General features: G+C 71.3%; 15 protein-coding genes and 2 pseudogenes. 8 read left to right on the plus strand and 9 right to left on the minus strand.

What is annotated here, in order from left to right; translation table 11 throughout:
• Positions 1–531: 531 nt before the first annotated feature.
• Positions 532–711 (plus strand): annotated as a pseudogene (locus ABZ079_RS23775) (hypothetical protein); the annotation flags it as partial.
• Between the two features lie 53 nt (positions 712–764).
• On the opposite strand, the gene ABZ079_RS23780 reads toward ABZ079_RS23775, so the two are convergent.
• Entirely contained in the window at positions 765–902 is a 138-nt protein-coding gene (locus ABZ079_RS23780) for a hypothetical protein (RefSeq protein WP_356941583.1), read from the minus strand.
• A gap of 230 nt (positions 903–1,132) precedes the next feature.
• Here ABZ079_RS23780 and ABZ079_RS23785 point away from each other — a divergent pair, with 230 nt between their 5' ends.
• Entirely contained in the window at positions 1,133–1,300 is a 168-nt protein-coding gene (locus ABZ079_RS23785; RefSeq protein ID WP_356941454.1) for a hypothetical protein, read from the plus strand.
• Positions 1,301–1,328: 28 nt separating this feature from the next.
• On the opposite strand, the gene ABZ079_RS23790 is transcribed toward ABZ079_RS23785, so the two are convergent.
• Positions 1,329–3,449, minus strand: coding sequence for a SpoIIE family protein phosphatase (locus ABZ079_RS23790; protein WP_356941455.1), 2,121 nt, complete (start codon positions 3,447–3,449; stop codon positions 1,329–1,331).
• Between the two features lie 563 nt (positions 3,450–4,012).
• Here ABZ079_RS23790 and ABZ079_RS23795 point away from each other — a divergent pair.
• Positions 4,013–4,828, plus strand: a complete 816-nt coding sequence (locus ABZ079_RS23795) for a DUF427 domain-containing protein (protein ID WP_356941456.1) — start codon at positions 4,013–4,015, stop codon at positions 4,826–4,828.
• Between the two features lie 170 nt (positions 4,829–4,998).
• On the opposite strand, the gene ABZ079_RS23800 is transcribed toward ABZ079_RS23795, so the two are convergent.
• Positions 4,999–5,928, minus strand: a complete 930-nt coding sequence (locus tag ABZ079_RS23800; RefSeq protein ID WP_356941457.1) for an Ig-like domain-containing protein — start codon at positions 5,926–5,928, stop codon at positions 4,999–5,001.
• A gap of 138 nt (positions 5,929–6,066) precedes the next feature.
• Between ABZ079_RS23800 and ABZ079_RS23805 the strand changes: the two genes are divergently transcribed.
• Both ABZ079_RS23805 and ABZ079_RS23810 read left to right on the plus strand, forming a co-directional pair.
• On the plus strand, positions 6,067–6,576 hold the full coding sequence (locus ABZ079_RS23805) for a SigE family RNA polymerase sigma factor (RefSeq protein WP_356941458.1): 510 nt from the start codon (positions 6,067–6,069) through the stop codon (positions 6,574–6,576).
• Complete coding sequence (locus tag ABZ079_RS23810) at positions 6,566–7,234, plus strand: L,D-transpeptidase (protein ID WP_356941459.1); 669 nt, start codon at positions 6,566–6,568, stop codon at positions 7,232–7,234. The genes ABZ079_RS23805 and ABZ079_RS23810 overlap by 11 nt, the downstream gene beginning before the upstream one ends.
• A 399-nt stretch (positions 7,235–7,633) precedes the next feature.
• On the opposite strand, the gene ABZ079_RS23815 is transcribed toward ABZ079_RS23810, so the two are convergent.
• From ABZ079_RS23815 to ABZ079_RS23830, 4 genes are all read right to left on the minus strand, one after another.
• Complete coding sequence (locus ABZ079_RS23815; RefSeq protein WP_356941460.1) at positions 7,634–8,302, minus strand: hypothetical protein; 669 nt, start codon at positions 8,300–8,302, stop codon at positions 7,634–7,636.
• 10 nt (positions 8,303–8,312) lie between these two features.
• Positions 8,313–9,278: a GNAT family N-acetyltransferase gene (locus ABZ079_RS23820; protein WP_356941461.1), complete on the minus strand. Its 966-nt coding sequence runs from the start codon at positions 9,276–9,278 to the stop codon at positions 8,313–8,315.
• Positions 9,279–9,809: 531 nt separating this feature from the next.
• Positions 9,810–10,235, minus strand: coding sequence for a DUF6003 family protein (locus tag ABZ079_RS23825; protein WP_356941462.1), 426 nt, complete (start codon positions 10,233–10,235; stop codon positions 9,810–9,812).
• 90 nt (positions 10,236–10,325) lie between these two features.
• Positions 10,326–11,183, minus strand: a complete 858-nt coding sequence (locus ABZ079_RS23830; protein WP_356941463.1) for an MBL fold metallo-hydrolase — start codon at positions 11,181–11,183, stop codon at positions 10,326–10,328.
• A gap of 184 nt (positions 11,184–11,367) precedes the next feature.
• Here ABZ079_RS23830 and ABZ079_RS23835 point away from each other — a divergent pair.
• From ABZ079_RS23835 to ABZ079_RS23845, 3 genes and pseudogenes are all read left to right on the plus strand, one after another.
• Positions 11,368–11,904 (plus strand): annotated as a pseudogene (locus ABZ079_RS23835) (alpha/beta hydrolase); the annotation flags it as partial.
• 118 nt (positions 11,905–12,022) lie between these two features.
• Positions 12,023–12,583, plus strand: coding sequence for a DUF2243 domain-containing protein (locus ABZ079_RS23840; protein WP_356941464.1), 561 nt, complete (start codon positions 12,023–12,025; stop codon positions 12,581–12,583).
• 20 nt (positions 12,584–12,603) lie between these two features.
• On the plus strand, positions 12,604–13,416 hold the full coding sequence (locus ABZ079_RS23845; protein WP_356941465.1) for a cytochrome c oxidase assembly protein: 813 nt from the start codon (positions 12,604–12,606) through the stop codon (positions 13,414–13,416).
• A 484-nt stretch (positions 13,417–13,900) separates the two neighbouring features.
• On the opposite strand, the gene ABZ079_RS23850 is transcribed toward ABZ079_RS23845, so the two are convergent.
• Both ABZ079_RS23850 and ABZ079_RS23855 read right to left on the minus strand, forming a co-directional pair.
• Positions 13,901–14,257 carry a hypothetical protein gene (locus ABZ079_RS23850; protein ID WP_356941466.1) on the minus strand — a complete coding sequence of 119 codons (357 nt, stop codon included), beginning with the start codon at positions 14,255–14,257 and terminating at the stop codon, positions 13,901–13,903.
• 304 nt (positions 14,258–14,561) lie between these two features.
• Positions 14,562–15,410 (minus strand): RNA polymerase sigma factor SigF, encoded by an 849-nt coding sequence (locus ABZ079_RS23855; RefSeq protein ID WP_356941467.1) that lies wholly within the window; start codon positions 15,408–15,410, stop codon positions 14,562–14,564.
• Between the last annotated feature and the right edge of the window lie 49 nt (positions 15,411–15,459).

Raw genomic sequence — 15,459 nt, forward strand, 5'->3', positions numbered from 1 at the left:
GGACCAGCTCACTGATACGACATGCCATATGGAAACCTGCTCTCAGCCTGGGAACCGCCGGGGAGGCCCCACGCGAACCTGATGGGCTCCCAGCTGTGATAACAATCCGGCGACCGTACCGGACGAGGCGAGCCGGGCAAGGCCGTTGGCCACGCAGCGGGGAAGCTGATTGTGAGACACGAGCCAGTCAGGGCCCAGCCACATTCCGGCGGCCGGTCGATGTCTGCCGGGCCACGGGTCCACCGCCCCCGTCCCAACGGACCTATTTCACACGGCAGTTGCTCGGGTGGCCAAGCCCGCGACAAGTACGGGAACCTGCGCATCGGCGGTTAGACCCCGGCAACGCCCCCGCGTGAGGGGCTATTCGAGCGTGGGACCCGCACAGCCGTCGGATGCAAGCTCTCCCTGTTCAGCGACCGCAGGCTCGGCGCCGTGGTGGCGGCCGGCGGGACCCGCTTGACGAACACCGGTGTCCCCTCGACCTCCATCTCTGCCCTTCAGCCACCCATGCCCGAGCCCTGCGCCGGTGCGCTGTACCGCTGGCGGGTCCTGCCGGATCATCCTCCTGCCGACTTCGCCGACGCGTTCGGAGGCGTCGAAGGGGCCGTCGCGCACTGGGAGGGATCGCCTGCCGTGCGCGATCGGCTGGAGGCCATCGGGAGGTGCTCCTTCAGCCTGGTGCTCTTCCTGGAGCACGTGCCCCGGACACTCGGGGTGTGGAGCTCCGGTGGCCGGCCCGGCCGACCAGGCCGGCCGCGACCGAGTCAGTCGGCCAGGGCACGGCGCAGGGCGGCGCCGAGTTCGGCGATCTGCCGTCGCGACACCCCCGGGGAGAGATCGCGTGCGATCCGTGGAAGTTGCCGGGCCACTGGTGCGAGCTCGACCGAGACGCCCGCCTGCATCGAACGGTGCGCACAGGTGATGTCGCGTCGCGGCGCGGACAGAGCTCAGCGGTGGCTACGTAGGCCCCGGGGGCCAGTCCGCGGCGCCGGTCTTCGGCAGCCGGCCTGCCGACGTAGGCTGGACAGCGGAATCCGGTCGGCGTCTCTGGTCCGCTGCCTCGTCTTCGCAAGGTCGTAGAGGTCATCGGGCCGAAGAGCGTCACCGGGACCTGCCGAAGTGGAGGCAAGCCATGGAGCAGGTGGGCGACAAGCCGGAGGAGGTGCGCAAGCACCTCGAAGAAGACCACGCACCGTCCGAGAAGAAGCAGCCGTCCCAGGGCTCGGAACGCCACGGTGGGGAACCGGCGGAAGGGACGGCTCCCCAAGAACGAGAGCGCCCCGGCCGGAACGACCGGTAGCCGGGCGACATCGGTACAAGAACCGCTGTCAGAGGCGCGCCGCGTGGTGCAGTACGAGCAATGCGATGTCGTCGGTGCGCTGACCGCCCGGACCCGCCTTTCCCACGAGGGTGTCGATGAGCGCGTCCAGGTCCTGGTCGTCGGCGTGGGCGAGATGGTCCGCGAGGTCGGCGATGGAGTCGTCGAGGTCGACTCCCGGTGTTTCGATGAGCCCATCGGTGTAGAAGGTGAGCATGGATCCGGGGGTGAGCGGAATCTCGGTCACGGGAAAGACGGCGTGGGGGTCGATGCCCAGGAGCGGTCCGGGCGGCACATCGAGGGGTCCGGTGTCGCGGTCGGGCAGACGCATGATCGGCGGTGGGTGGCCGGCGCTGGCCAGGATCACCCGGCGGGCGGCGAGGTCGATGCGGGCGTAGAGGCAGCTGGTGAACAGGTCGGTGCCGAGATCGATGAGGAGCCGGTTGGTCCCGGAGAGCACCTGGTCCGGGGCCGTACCCAGGGCTGAGTGGGCGTGGACGGCGGTACGGACCTGCCCCATGAGAGCGGCGGCGGCCGCGTCGTGGCCCTGGACGTCGCCGATGACGGCCGCGACGACGGTGTCGCCGAGCGGGATGAGGTCGTAGAAGTCTCCTCCGATGTCCATGCCCCGGGTGGCGGGCAGATAGCGGGCGGCGACCCGCAGGCCGGTGACCGTGGGCAGGGCACGTGGGAGCAGCGCCTGCTGCAGGCTGTGTGCGAGGTCGTGTTTGGTGTCGTACAGGCGGGCGCGGTCGAGGGCGTGGGCGATGAGGCCGGCGAGCGAGGTCATGACGGCACGGTCCTCGGCCGGGAAGGCGTGGGGGCGGTCGTAGGACAGGATGCAGCAGCCGACGGGACGGCCGGAGACGATCAGCGGCAGGAAGGCCCAGGCTTGCTTGCCGCTGATCAGCGAGGCCTCGGGGTATATGCGCCGCATCTCCTCCCGGTCAGCGAAGAAGGCCGGGATGCCGGTGCTGAGGACCTGCCCGGCCGGGGTGAAGGCGGTGTCGAGGGACAGGCCGTCGAGACGCTCGATGGTGTGGGGGTCGTAACCGCGACACCCGGTGATCCGCAGGCGACCGGCCTCGGCGCTGGACAGGACCAGGGCCTGCGCCCCGAAGGCCGGCATGATCTGGTCGGCGACCAGATCGATGACGTCCTGGACGCTGACGACCTCGGTCAACGCGGCGGCCAGGTGCGTGAGCTGGTAGATCCGGCCCGCGCGGGACGGTGCGGCGGAGCGGTTGGTGTGCCGGGAGGCCGGTGTGGGCGGGTCCTGCGCTCCGCTGAGGACGATCCGGACGCTGATACCGCTGGCGTCCGGGTACATATGGAAGTCCAGCCAGTGGTCCGGCGGGCGGCACACCGTGAACGCGACGGACTCACGGCTGATCACCGCGGCCCGATAGCGGTCCTCGTAGATCGGGTCGTCGAGCCAGCGCAGGGACTGCCACGGCATGGTGCCCAGCAGCTCACCGGCGTCTCGGCCCAGCAGCTCGCAGGCACCCGCGCTCAGGTAGGAGAAGCGCCCCTCGAGGTCCAGCGCGCAGCTGCCGCCGGGCAACCGCTCGATGAAGTCGGCGGCGGCCATCGCCGGGCCCGCGGAGCGGCGACCCGTTCCCGCGGGGAGTACGCGCGGCTGGTCTCCGGGGGCAGGGAACGTTCCGTTTTCCACGGCTTCCTCGAGCAGCCTGGCCAGCTGTCCGCAACTGACCGCGATGTTCCCCCGCTCCCGCTGGGTCATGTACGGCGGGCGGGTGGCCGGCCACATCAGCAGCAGGGCTCCCCACCGCCGGACGCCGGTGACCGGTGCGGCGACCAGCGTCAACGGGTACGGCAGCGCCATCGCGGTACGCGGATAGGCGCGGGCCAGCTCCTCCTGGCTGCCGACCCACACCATGCGGTCCTCACGTACGGCTTCTGTCACCGGCGCCGGAGTGGCCAGCGGAATCGTCGCCCACGGCGCCGCGAAGTCGGCCGGTGCCCCGCACATCACGTCCAGCAGCAACTGCTGCTCATCGGGTGCGAGCAGGTACAGAGCACCGATGGACGCGCCCGTCCGGCGCATCGTCTCCGTGAACGCGGCGTCCCGCGCGTCCGCGTCCGTGGCCGAATCACCCGCTCCGGTCACGCGACACCTCCAGCCTGGCAGGGGCGACTCCCAGCACCGTCACACGAGTCCTCTGCCCGCGCCGCGCGCCATGACCGCGGCAGGACACACCCGGCCCCGCTCATACCGGGACGCTACGCCCCCACACAGCGGTCGGCACGCGGTCCGGCTCAGCGCGCCACGGCCGGCAGCCGGGGCGCGTCTCTCATCCGGTCGAACGGGGGTGGAGCCGGCCGTCGGCCGTTCGGCTCCTGTTCGTCCGGCTCGACCGAGCCCAGACGGGCGGCCGTCACCGAGCGGGAAACACTCCGAACGGTCGGCCCAGAACCCGGTCGGCTCGGAACCCGGTCGCGCGGCTCACGCGGAGCACCGCCCGCGCCTCACCCGAGCGACCATGCCGAGCGGCCGTGACAGCCGGGATCGGTGTCGGGCACCTGTCGGTGTGGGAGCGGGCCGGTGGAACGTCGAGGAGTATCTGAGGTGTGAGGGTGTTCGGGCGCACGGACCAGCTCGGGGTGGGGGCGCGAGGGACGTCCGTACGTCGCCGAAGTCGCCTCCTGACCGAGGGAGAGGGAGAACCGGACATGAGCACACTGAGCACCGCGCAGTCTCTTCGCGGCACCCCGGAAGGCCTCCTCTGGGAGCCCAGCGAACGCTGGGTGCGCGGCCGTAAGGGCGAGGTCACGGTCGTCGACAGCCGTCATCCCGTCCTCGTGTGGGAGCCGGGCGTCCCGGTGCCGCTGTATGCCTTCCCGCGCGAGGAGGTCCGCGAGGACCTGCTGCACCCCGCGCAGAGCCCGCCCACCGGTAGCCATACCGGGTCGACGGTCTTCTACGACCTCGAGGTCGACGGCGAGCTGCTGGAGAACGCGGCCTGGACGTTCCCCGCCGCCGACCTGGCCGGCCACATCGCCTTCGAGTGGTTCCGGCGCACGGGCAAGGGCCTCGACCACTGGTACGAGGAGGAAGAGGAGATCTTCGTCCACCCGCGTGACCCGCACAAACGGGTCGACGCCCTCCCCAGCAGCCGGCATGTCCGGGTCGAGATCGACGGGACGGTCGTCGCCGACACCCACCACCCGGTCCTCCTCTTCGAGACGGGCCTGCCCAGCCGCCACTACCTGCCCCGCGGGGACGTCCGCCTCGACCTGTTCACTGCCAGCGACCACCACACCCGCTGCCCCTACAAGGGCACCGCCGAGTACTGGTCCTGGGGCGGTGAGGCGGACGTCCCGCCGAACATCGTGTGGAGCTACCCCGATCCGCTGCCCGCGGTGGCCGCTGTCAAGGGGCTGCTCGCCTTCTTCAACGAGGCGGTCGACATCACGGTGGACGGCGAACGCCTTGAGCGTCCGGTCACCCATTTCACCCAGGCGCTGTCCTCGGCCCCGACGCGCTGACGACCGCGATGCCGGCCACGGCCGAGCGCGAGGCCGAGGTGGCAGCGGCCACGGGTGGCGACCTGGGCCGTCCGGGCCCTGGCCGGCGACGAGCAGCGGATGGCGTCCGAAGACGGGGATCGTGAGAGTCGTGAGGACGCGTCCGCCCCTCTCCCCCGCCGGCCGACCGGTCAGGTGAGGGCGCTGCCGGCCCGCCACCGGGCCCAGTCGACGTTCCAGTCGCCGTAGCCGTTGCCCGGCGCGACCGTCTCCTTGGAACCGACCACCTTCACCACGTCACCGGGGATGACCTCTTCGTAGAAGTGCTTCGCCGTGCCGTCCGTGGCGAGGCCAACGCAGCCGTGGGTGACGTTCGCACGGCCGGCGAACGTGTCCGCCTTGGGATTCTGGTGCAGGTAGGTGCCCGAGGCGGTGAGATGCACGGCGTAGTGGTAATAGCCCGCGTAGGCGTCGCCGTAGCCGACGGTCTGCGAGTCCATGAAGACCTTGGTGGCCTTGTCTGAGACGACCATCGTGCCGTTCCAGGTGTCCATGCCGGGAGCGCCCGCGGTGATGGGTACGGTGCGCGTCGCGCCGTCGCGGACGATCCTCATGGTGTGGGTTCGCACGTCCACCGTGGCGATGAGGGAGCGGCCGACCGTGAAGTGCCGGGTGGTGCCGGAGCCGGCGTGCACGGTGACCCTCGTGCCCGGCTTCCAGTACGTGCGGGGCCGGAAGTCGATGCGCTGGCCGTCGAGCAGGTTGCGGTCCTTGACCCAGCTCCAGGAGCCCTCGACGTCCGTGTCGACCTTCAACTGGCGCTCCGCGTCGGCGCGTTGGCCGCTCGGTACGGGATGACTGAAGGTCACTGATATGGGCATGCCGACACCCACGGTTTGGCCTTCGGCGATGTTGATGCGCGCGCCGCTCAGCCGCCTCAACGGCGCAGCCGTCGGTCCGGTCGTCGCGGAGGCCGTCGTACCGGGCCTCGCGGGCGGCTCGGCCCGGTCGTCCCCGTCCGGTCCAGCGGTCTGTGCGCAGCCTGCGAGGGCCACCAGTGCGCACCCGGCCGCGCCCGCCCGCGCGAGTCCGCGGCGCCGGTTCCTGGCTCTGCTGGTCATCGTGTTCCCCCTGAAGGTGTGCTTCGATGTGCGATGTACGGGACCTGTACGCACGGGGGTGGCTGCCGGGTTGCACCGCGATCCCCGGAATTTCACGAGGACTTGTGGCACGGCCATGAGCGGGCACGTGGCGGGGGCATGACCGAAGAAGAGTTCGACGCGTTCTACGCGGCCGCGTTCCCCCGGCTGACCGGCCAGCTCTACGCGTTCACGGGGGATCACGGCGAGGCGCAGGACGTGGTGCAGGAGGCGTTCATCCGCGCCTGGGACCGGCGTGGGGAATTCCTCGCCGACGGAGCGCCCGAGGCGTGGATAAGGACCGTGGCGATGCGGCTCGCGGTCAGCCGCTGGCGGCGGGCGCGGCGGTGGCTCGAAGTGGTGCGGCGTACTCCGCCGCCGGAGCATACAGCCGGGCCCGATCCGGATCGAGCCGCGCTGGTGGCCGCCTTGCGCAAACTGCCCGAGGCACAGCGGATGGCCCTGGTCCTGCACCATCTGTGCGACCTGAGTGTGGAGCAGGTAGCCTCCGAGACCGGTGCTCCCCTGGGGACGGTAAAGGCCAGGCTGTCCCGCGGCCGGACGGCGCTGGCACGCGAACTGGCCGTCGGCGAGGGGGAAAGGGAGAGGGAGGACGACCGTGTCCGATGACCTCACCACGGGACTGCGCGAACTGGCCGAGGCCGGGCAGGCCGCGCCTTCCGTCCCCGGCATGGAGATCCGCCGCCGCGCGGGCGTACGCCGGCGTCGCCGTCGTACGGTCGCCGCGGTCGCCGGTGTCTCCGGCGCGGCCGCCCTGGGCATCACTCTGCTGCTCGGCCTCACCGGCCCCGACGCCGGCAACCGCTCCCCTGCCGGGACCCCCGCCGGTACGCCGAGCACCCAGGCGGCGCCCTCCGCCACGGTGGACCTCACGCGCCGGGTGCTCTCCGTCGGCGGCCGCGAACTCCCCGTCTCCGCGGGCAGGTCACGCACCGCCACCCCGACCGGGCGGATGACGGTCACCGCCCGGGAGAAGTCCAAGGCGGTCTCGGGCGAGGCAGTCGGCTTCGAGGGCGATTACACCCTCAACGTCCCGTGGGTGGTGGAACTCCGTGGGAAGGACGGCAGTAGCACCTTCTTCGGCGCCCTGTTCCACGACGCCGAGGCCCCCGGCCGTTATGACACGACGAGCGGCTGGATCGGCCTGGGCCCCGGGGACGCGAAGTGGCTGTACGGGCATCTGCGCGTGGGTGACGTGGTCGACGTCAAGGGTGGCGGATCCACGGCGAAGAACCCACCGAGCGCGGGAGGCGATGGCTCCGGCTAGGGCCGGTCCGGGTGGTCAACGCTCGAACTCCGGGAACCGGCGGTGGCTTCGGCCGGGCACGGGCCTCGTGCACACGTCCCACTCGCCCGGCAGACCGGCGAACCCCGGTGCGGCGGGCAGCCCTGGAGGTACGGCCCGGAGGAACGCCCGGCTGTGCAGCCAGTGCGCGATCGAGCTGCCCAAGGGCAGCAGGCGGTCATGCCGGTACCGCGTCTCGGCCTGCCGTACGAGAGCCTGGTGGCCTCAGCGGGCCCGCTGGGCAGCGATCGACGCCGGCGGTGAGGCACACCGGGCTCTGATCGTGGCCGGAAGCACCCGCGGCCCCGGTTCCGCTGCCCGAAGTGCGGGGCGACCTCCTTGGGCGCGGTCGAGGGGGCCGGCCTGCATCCTGGCGCAGTGTCAGGCGCTGATCGCGTCCAGGAAGCGCTCGGCGTCCTCGGCTTCGGCCGGCCGCCCCAGGTGGAGCCAGGACCCGTCGGCGAAGCACAGGGAGAAGTGTCGTCGGTCCGGCTCGCGGTGAAGTCGGGCCTCGCCCCGGGTGAACTCGGTGACGATGTCGAAGTCGTCCGCGTTGGTGGGCGAGAGGCGCCGCTTCGGTGAGGCCGCGAGACAGATCCGCTCACGGGTCAGGAGGAGCAGGCGTCTGGAGTTGGGCGACTGCGTGTACCAGCGCAACAGCAACTGCCCTGCGGTCAGGGTCCAGTCACCGTCGAACACGTTGTCGGACGGCTTCCGTGCGCTCGGCCGGTCACCGCCCGTGCCCCGCGTGCCGACCGCGCGCCCGGACCGTGCGCGGGCCTGCTCCTGGCGGACCTGCTTCCACGGCAGCCGGTCGATGCCCTTCAGGAGCTGATCGGCCAGGAACCAGGGGATGACGACAGCACCGGCGAGGGTCAGACCGGCGTAATACAGCCAGTGCCGCCCCGGTTTCAGACGGTCCCTGCCGGCTGCGCGGTGGGCCTCCTTCGGCGGTGCGGGAACGTCACCCGGCAGGCCGCACCAGACGAGGGCCACGGGCTCCTCGCCCAGGATCTTCCGTGCCCGCCGGTGCACCTTCCGCTTCGCCATGCCGAAGATCCTAAAGATCCCCACGCCGGCGGTCTCCGGCAGGTCCGGGCGGACGCTGTTCGATGGTGAGCGCCTTGCTGTGGACCGTGGAGCTGCGTTGGACCGTCATGCCGATCCGCTCGTAGAGCGACAGCGCGCCGGTGCCCGTGTGCGTCCACAGCGTGCAGGTCCCCTTCCCCTGGTGGTAGAAGGTACGGAAGGCCTCCCGCAGCAGCATGCGGGCGATTCCCCGGGCACGGTGGTCACGTCGTACCGCGACCCGCTCGACGTACCCTTCGTCGCTGCCGGGGACGTCCGAGGACAGCACCACACCGACCATCTGGCCGCCGGCGAAGGCCACGGGTGAGGCGGCCGGTTCGAACGTGGCCCGTTCGACCGTGAGGCGGGCCCACTCCGCGTAGGTCTTGCGCCGCTGCTGCCACTCGTCGAAGGCGTCCTCGGTGACTTGGTACGCCGCTTGCGCGTCACCGGGGCGGAACGGCCGGACCGTGATGCCCGCCGGCGGCTCGGGCACCTCCGGTTCGACGGGCATCGTGATCTCCAGCAGCCACTCGGTGACGAGCGGGAAGTACCCGCTGGACCGCAGGAGCGCGTTCGCCATGTGATCGCTGTCGGGAACCGACTGGGACAGCCGATCGATCCCCAGTCGCCGGGCCCGCGCCTCGGCCCAGTCCAGGAGCGAACGGCCAAGGCCCCGCCCCAGGTGATCGGGGTGGACATGCACCCTGGCCCGCCGCCCCTTCATCCAGCCCCACCCGGCCGGATCCCCCTTGGAGTCGCGCACGAGCACCGAGTCGGGCTTCGGTTCCTGGTCCGGCAGGCCGAGGTCAGCGGCGATGCGTTCGAAACCGGTCACAGCGCGGCCGAGCAATCGGCGCTCGCACTCGGTGACCAGGCGGTGAACCGCCTGCACGTCGGCCGTGGTTGCGGACCGGCTCCGGTAGCCGAGCGGCCACGGCTCGGGGAGATCAGACATGAGATGAACCCTGCGCCTTTCCGGCCGCCATGTCGACCTGATCGGATGCCGGCCGCCTGCCGGCACGCCCTCGCACCACACCATCCGGTCCGCCCCTGGCATCCGGGCCCCGCCGCCTGTCACCGCTGAGCGCGGGGGGCGGTCCCGGTAACCAATGGTGAAACGGAGCTGGATGACTCGAGGCGGTTCCGCACTCCGCGAGCGGGCCACAGCCGCGTCCGCACATCGACGACGTGCACATCCCCTTGGCCGGCGCCGTGGACCCCGTCTGGGGAGCCGACCCCGGTGCGGCCGCTCGCGTCCAGCATGGGCCCACGCGTTCCGGACCCGGACCCTGGCCGCCCCCCAGGGCTTTCCCGCTCATCCACGGCGGCCCGGTCCCGGCCACCTCGCCCTCGCAGGCGGCCCCGCCCCGGATGCCGCGCCCGGGTCCGCACCGGACTCACCGTGCTGGTGGCAGCCGGATGGCCCCACGCGCAGCGCCTCCACCAGGGCACCACCTTCGCATGGTCCTACGCCGGCACCGGGCTCTCAGCGCCCGGCGGCGGCTGTCACCGCGGACAGGTCCTCGCCGGTGAGTTCGGCGATGCGGTGCGGTGCGACACCTGCGGCGAGCGCCCGTGCGAGCAGTTCGTCACGGCCGTCCGTGCAGTCCCGGTAGGCGAGCAACTCGTTCTCGACCGCGGCGATGGCCTCCGGAGCCGTCCGGTGACGCAGTCGGCTCAGTTCCTCGTCGCTCAACGGAACCGGCAGCCGCTCCGCGTTCTCGGGAATGGCCTCCGTGGCTTCCGGAGGCACCACCCGCACGCGCGGTGACGTCGCCGACACCCCCTGGGCGTCCAGCCACGCACGCACCGAGGACGTCTCCATGCAGGACAGTCCACCCACGGCGGCCGGTGGCACGCCCAGCGGCGTGGCCGGGTCCTCCAGGAGAAACAGATAGGCGTCATCGGTCATCAGCGACTCCTCGTGACAGCTCGTCGGCCCCCAATGCCGTTCAAACTACCCCCTCCGCGGCCGCATACGGCTCGTGCAGCGCCTTGCCGGTCACAGGTTCACGGGAACCGCTCCCGGCGCGGCCGGCAGCCTGGCGCGCCCGCCGTGACCGCAGTGGACGATCCGGTCGCCGAGTCCGAGCCTGTCGGCCTCGTCCAGGAAAGCGGACAGGGGGGAGCGCATCACCGTGTAGTCGTGGTAGTGCACGGGCAGGACGCTGCGGGGCCGGAGGCGCCGGGAGAGTTCCGCACCCTGCACGCCGTCCATGGTCACCACGAACCCGCCAGGGAGCCGGGTGCCGCCCAGGTGCAGGACGGCCAGGTCGGCGGTGGGAAAGCGTTCGGCGATCTCGTCGAGGCCGTCGTACACCAGCGTGTCGCCCGAGATGTAAAGCCGCAGTCGAGGAGGACGCCCGATGGGGCCGAACTCGACCATGCTGCCCATCACCGGAGGCAGGAGACCTCGCAGCACCCGGTGGCCGGCATGCCGGCCGGGGAGCGCCGTGACCCTGGCCTGCACCCCGCCCTGTGCCAGGGTGAGCCCCTGCCAGGTGTGCAGTCCGGCAGTCCGGCGGAAGCCGTGGACCACCCTGAGCCGACGCGCTGCATGGGGTGTGGTCAGCACCGGAACGGCGTGGTCCAGGTGCCGGCGGGCCTGGCGGTCCCAGTGGTCCCCGTGCAGATGGGACAACACGATCCCGTCGAGGCGGGGCAGCTCCTGCGGACCGACGGCCGGCTCGGTCAGGCGTCGGCTCACCAGGCCGTAGCCGAGGTAGGCGTACTGGCCGCGTCGCAGGAAGTTCGGGTCGGTGAGCAGGGTCAGCGGACCGTACCGCAGGAGGACGGTCGCATTGCCGATGAAGTGGATGTCGACCGCGTCGTCGGCGGGATCGTCCTTGGTTCCGGGCATGGTCACCCGCCTTTCGCGTCTGCCGGAGGCACCGCCCGCGCCGCGGGATGCGGGTGCTCTCTTCGCCGCACGGGGTACCCCCTGGCGGGCGGAGCCACTCCCCCGCGAGAACCACGGGCGGCTCGGCTCGTCCGCTACGGCGGGGAGGCTCCACCGGTGGTGCTGCCGCGCGGCCCTCCGCGGGGGGGGCTCGGTGGCCCTGCGCCTGGCGCCCGACCATCCCGGTGTGGTCTCCCGGGTGACCCTGATCGACTGCCTGCCGCTGAGCGAACACCTGTCCCGTATCACGGCCGAGTGCGCCACGTAGTGGTGGCACTGCTTCTTCTTCGCCCAGCCGGACATCCCGGAGCGGGTCATCAACGCAGATCCGGACAGCTGGTATCGCGGCGATCCGCAGAGCATGGGGCAGGAGGACTACGACCAGTGGCGGCAGGCCACCCGGAACCCCGCGGTCGTGCGGGCGATACCGGAGGACTACCGGGCCGGCCCGACCATCGACCGGCGGCGCGAGGAGACGGACCGGACCGCCGGGGCACGGACTGGGTGACCGGCGCTGATCCTGTGGTCGCTGCCGGACGACCTGGAGGATCCGTGCGGGGATCCGGTCGAGGTCTGGCGGCAGTGGGCCGTCGACGTCCGCGGCCACGGCATCGGCTCCGGCCACCACGTGGCCGAACAGGCTCCCGAGGCGCTCGCGTCCTCCCTGGGGGACTTCTTCGCCGGGGCATCCGGACGAGGGGCACGCCCGGGTTCGACATATGGCCGAGGGGGATACGGCGGTGAGGCCGTGGAACTGGTAGTTCCTCATAGGGACGGCCGACGCCGACGGAGACGAGGATATGGCAACCAGCGTGAGCGGAACGAGGGGCGAAACCGTGCCGACGAGCCTTCAGCTGCCAGGGATCGTGCTGGGCGTGGGGCTGGGCGGGTTCGCCGACGGCATTCTGCTGCACCAGCTACTGCAGTGGCACCACATGCTCACCAGCACCAACCACGATCGCATCGGTGTGAAGTACTACGACCCGCACACCGTCTCCGGGCTGGAGATGAACACCGTGTGGGACGGCGTCTTCCACACCGTGTGCTGGATCGCCGTCCTCGTCGGCCTGGCGATCCTGTACTCACGGGTGACAACCCAGCGACGCCGGGTGTGGGCCTCACGGGTCCTGTGGGGCTGGATTCTGGCCGGCTGGGGCATCTTCAACCTCGTCGAAGGCCTCCTTGACCACCAGATCCTGGGCATCCACCACGTCCACGGCGGGCCGCACCAGGTGTGGTGGGACATGGGCTTCCTCCTCTTCGGGGCGCTGCTGCTCGTGGGCGGCTGGCTGCTCCAGCGCGGTGGGCGGCCGGTCGATCCCGCGGCTCCGGGCGCCGGGCGAGCAGGACGCGTCGCCTGATGCACGAGCACACACCGCACATGCATCACCCGGCAGGCGGCAGTCCGCTGGAGATCCTGCTGCCGGCACTGGCCCTGCTGGCCTGTGCCGTCGGCTACGTGTTGCTGGCACGCCGAGCGCGGCGGCGCAACCCGGTACGGGCCTGGAACCGATGGCGGGGCGCGGGTTTCCTCGCCGGGCTCGTCCTGTTGTCCGTGGCGTTGCTGCCGCCCGTCGCGTCCCTGGCCCACCGCGACTTCCGCGGGCACATGGCCCAGCACCTGCTCATCGGGATGTACGCCCCGCTCGCCCTCGTGCTCGGTGCCCCGGTCACCCTCCTGCTGCGTGCCCTTCCCGCGCCCCGCGCCCGCCGCCTGACCGCCTTCCTGCACAGCCGCCCGGCCCGGTTTCTCGCTCACCCGGTCGTCGCCCTGCTGCTGTCCACGGGCAGCCTCGCGGTCCTGTACTTCACGCCGCTCTTCAACATCGCCGCTGCCCACCCGGCCGGGCACTGGCTGCTGCACGCGCACTTCCTGGTGTCGGGGTGCCTGTTCGCGCATGCCGTCGCCGGTCCCGACCCGGACCCGCGCCGCCTCGGCGTGCGGGGCCGGCTGATCTGCCTCGGCTGTGCCATCGCCGCGCACTCCGTCATGGCGCAACTGATGTACGGCGGGTTCTGGGTGGACGTCCACGCGCCCATCCCCGAGGTCCAGGGCGGCGCGGAGATCATGTACTACGGCGGTGACATCGCCGAACTCCTCCTCGCCGCGGCCCTCGTCGCCACCTGGCGCCCAGAACGCCGTACCCGTTCCGCCGCGACGGCGGCAGCGACCCGTGACCCGGCCCGGGTCTGAGGCGCACCGAGCCCGACCTCCACGGCGAGTTCCGGCCCATGGCGGCCAGTTGTTCGGCCATGCCCCGGCGGTCGCGCGGCGGATCGGTCGCTCCCCGGCTGTCGTAGCGGTGACCGTACGCCGTCACGGGCACGCCGGCACCTCACGGCGGTGCCGGCCGGACCTCGGCCAGGCGCAGGGCAGCCGGTGCCGAAGGATGTCGGCCCGGCACCGAGTTGCGCGGTGGCCCGCCATCGGGATGGTCCTGTTGGAGGCGTCAGCTGTTCGAACCATGGCGCTGAGTGGCCGGAGTCACGGGCTGCGCCGCAGTCTGCCCCGGGGGCGGGGGCGGGGGCTCCAGCCTGTTTCGCGGGCCGTGCCTTTCCGGACATCGGTCATCGGTCTGTCCAGCAGCGCCCTGAGCAGGGGGCGTTCGTGCTCCGGCAGGCCGCTGACGAGGACCGCCTCCCGTCCGAGCACGATGTCGGCCCTGCGACAGGCTCCGTCAGTGTTCCCGGATCCGCCACCACCACCAACAGCCCGCCGTCCACTGGGGCATCCGGCCGGGGTCGGGAAGCGTACGGCGCTCGAACTCGGCGTCCATGCGCCCTACCAGCCGCCGCAGATCCCGCCGGGCACCGGAAGGCAGACGGCGCAGGGCCTCCTCCAAGGTGTCGCGCGCATCCTCGACCTCCAGACCGGGCTCCGGTGGCTCGGTGGCGTTCAGATAGCGACCCGGCTGCTGGAGCGCCTCCTCGAAGCGACGCAGTGCCTCGGCAACGGCATCCCGCTCCATCCGCTCCTCTTCCAGGCGCCGGACGGCAGCGCGGGTCAGGGCGGAGACACCAGGGATCCGTCGCACCGGAACATGTCTACGCGGCCGCCATCGCTCGGCGCGGACAGCCTTCGGACGCCTACGCGGCATCGGCCTTTCGGATCAGCATGCCGTCATCTTGCCACGGACCGGTCGGCCTTCGCGCGTGAGCCAGGGGCGGGGTTTGCTCAAGTTCCGGTCTCGGCGATGTCCGCCTCAGCGGGATGTGCCGGCTCAGCGGGATGTTCCGGCTCAGGAGCGGGCGGGCTGCGGGGCGGGCTCGGGAGAAGCGGTTTCCACGGTCAGAGAAGCCCGCCGCACCTGCGGCGGGCTTCGCTGGCCGACGGCTGTCTCAGTGGGTCGTCAGCAGCCCTTCCCTGAGCCGCTTGAGCGTGCGCGACAGCAGTCGCGACACATGCATCTGGGAGACACCCAGACGCTCGCCGATCTGGGCCTGGGTCTGTTCCTCGACGAAGCGAAGGTGCAGGATCAGCCGGTCCCGCTCGTCGAGTTCGGCGATCATCGGTGCCAGCGCGTGGAAGTCCTCCACCAGCTCCAGCGCCGTGTCCTCGGCCCCGATGAAGTCCTGTAGCGCGCTCTCGCCGTCCTCGCTGTTGCTGATCGCGGCGTCGAGGGAGGACGAGTTGTAGCCGTTGGAGGCCAGCCGGGCCTCGACGACCTCCTCCTCGGACAGGCACATCAGCTCCGACAGTTCCTTGACCGTGGGGGTACGGCCCAGCCGGCTGCGCAACTCCTCGGTGGCGCGCGCCAGCTGGACCCGCGCCTCCTGCAGTCGCCGCGGAACGTGCACGGCCCAGGACGTGTCACGGAAGAACCGCTTGATCTCTCCCACGATGTAAGGGACGGCGAAGGAGGTGAACTCCACCTCACGCGACAGCTCGAACCGGTCGATCGCCTTGATCAGGCCGATCATGCCGACCTGGACGATGTCCTCCATCTCCTCCGGTCCCCGGCTGCGGAACCGGGCCGCCGCGAAGCGGACCAGGGACATGTTCATCTCGATCAGCGTGTTCCGGGCGTACTGGTGCTCGGGCGTACCCTCCTCCAGCACCGCCAACTGGTCGAAGAACACCTTGGACAACTCTCGGGCGTCCCTGGGGGCCACGCTGGAAGGGTCGGCGAGCTCGGGCAACTCGGTTGCCCTCCGCGTGTCCTGGTCCGCCACGGTCTGCGGTGTCATGGTGTTCCCCTCCCGGATCGGTTCGCAACTGCTCGTGTTGTCAACGACA

Origin of the sequence: Streptomyces sp. NPDC006314 (genome assembly GCF_040613075.1) — a bacterium.
Taxonomy (GTDB): Bacteria; Actinomycetota; Actinomycetes; order Streptomycetales; family Streptomycetaceae; genus Streptomyces.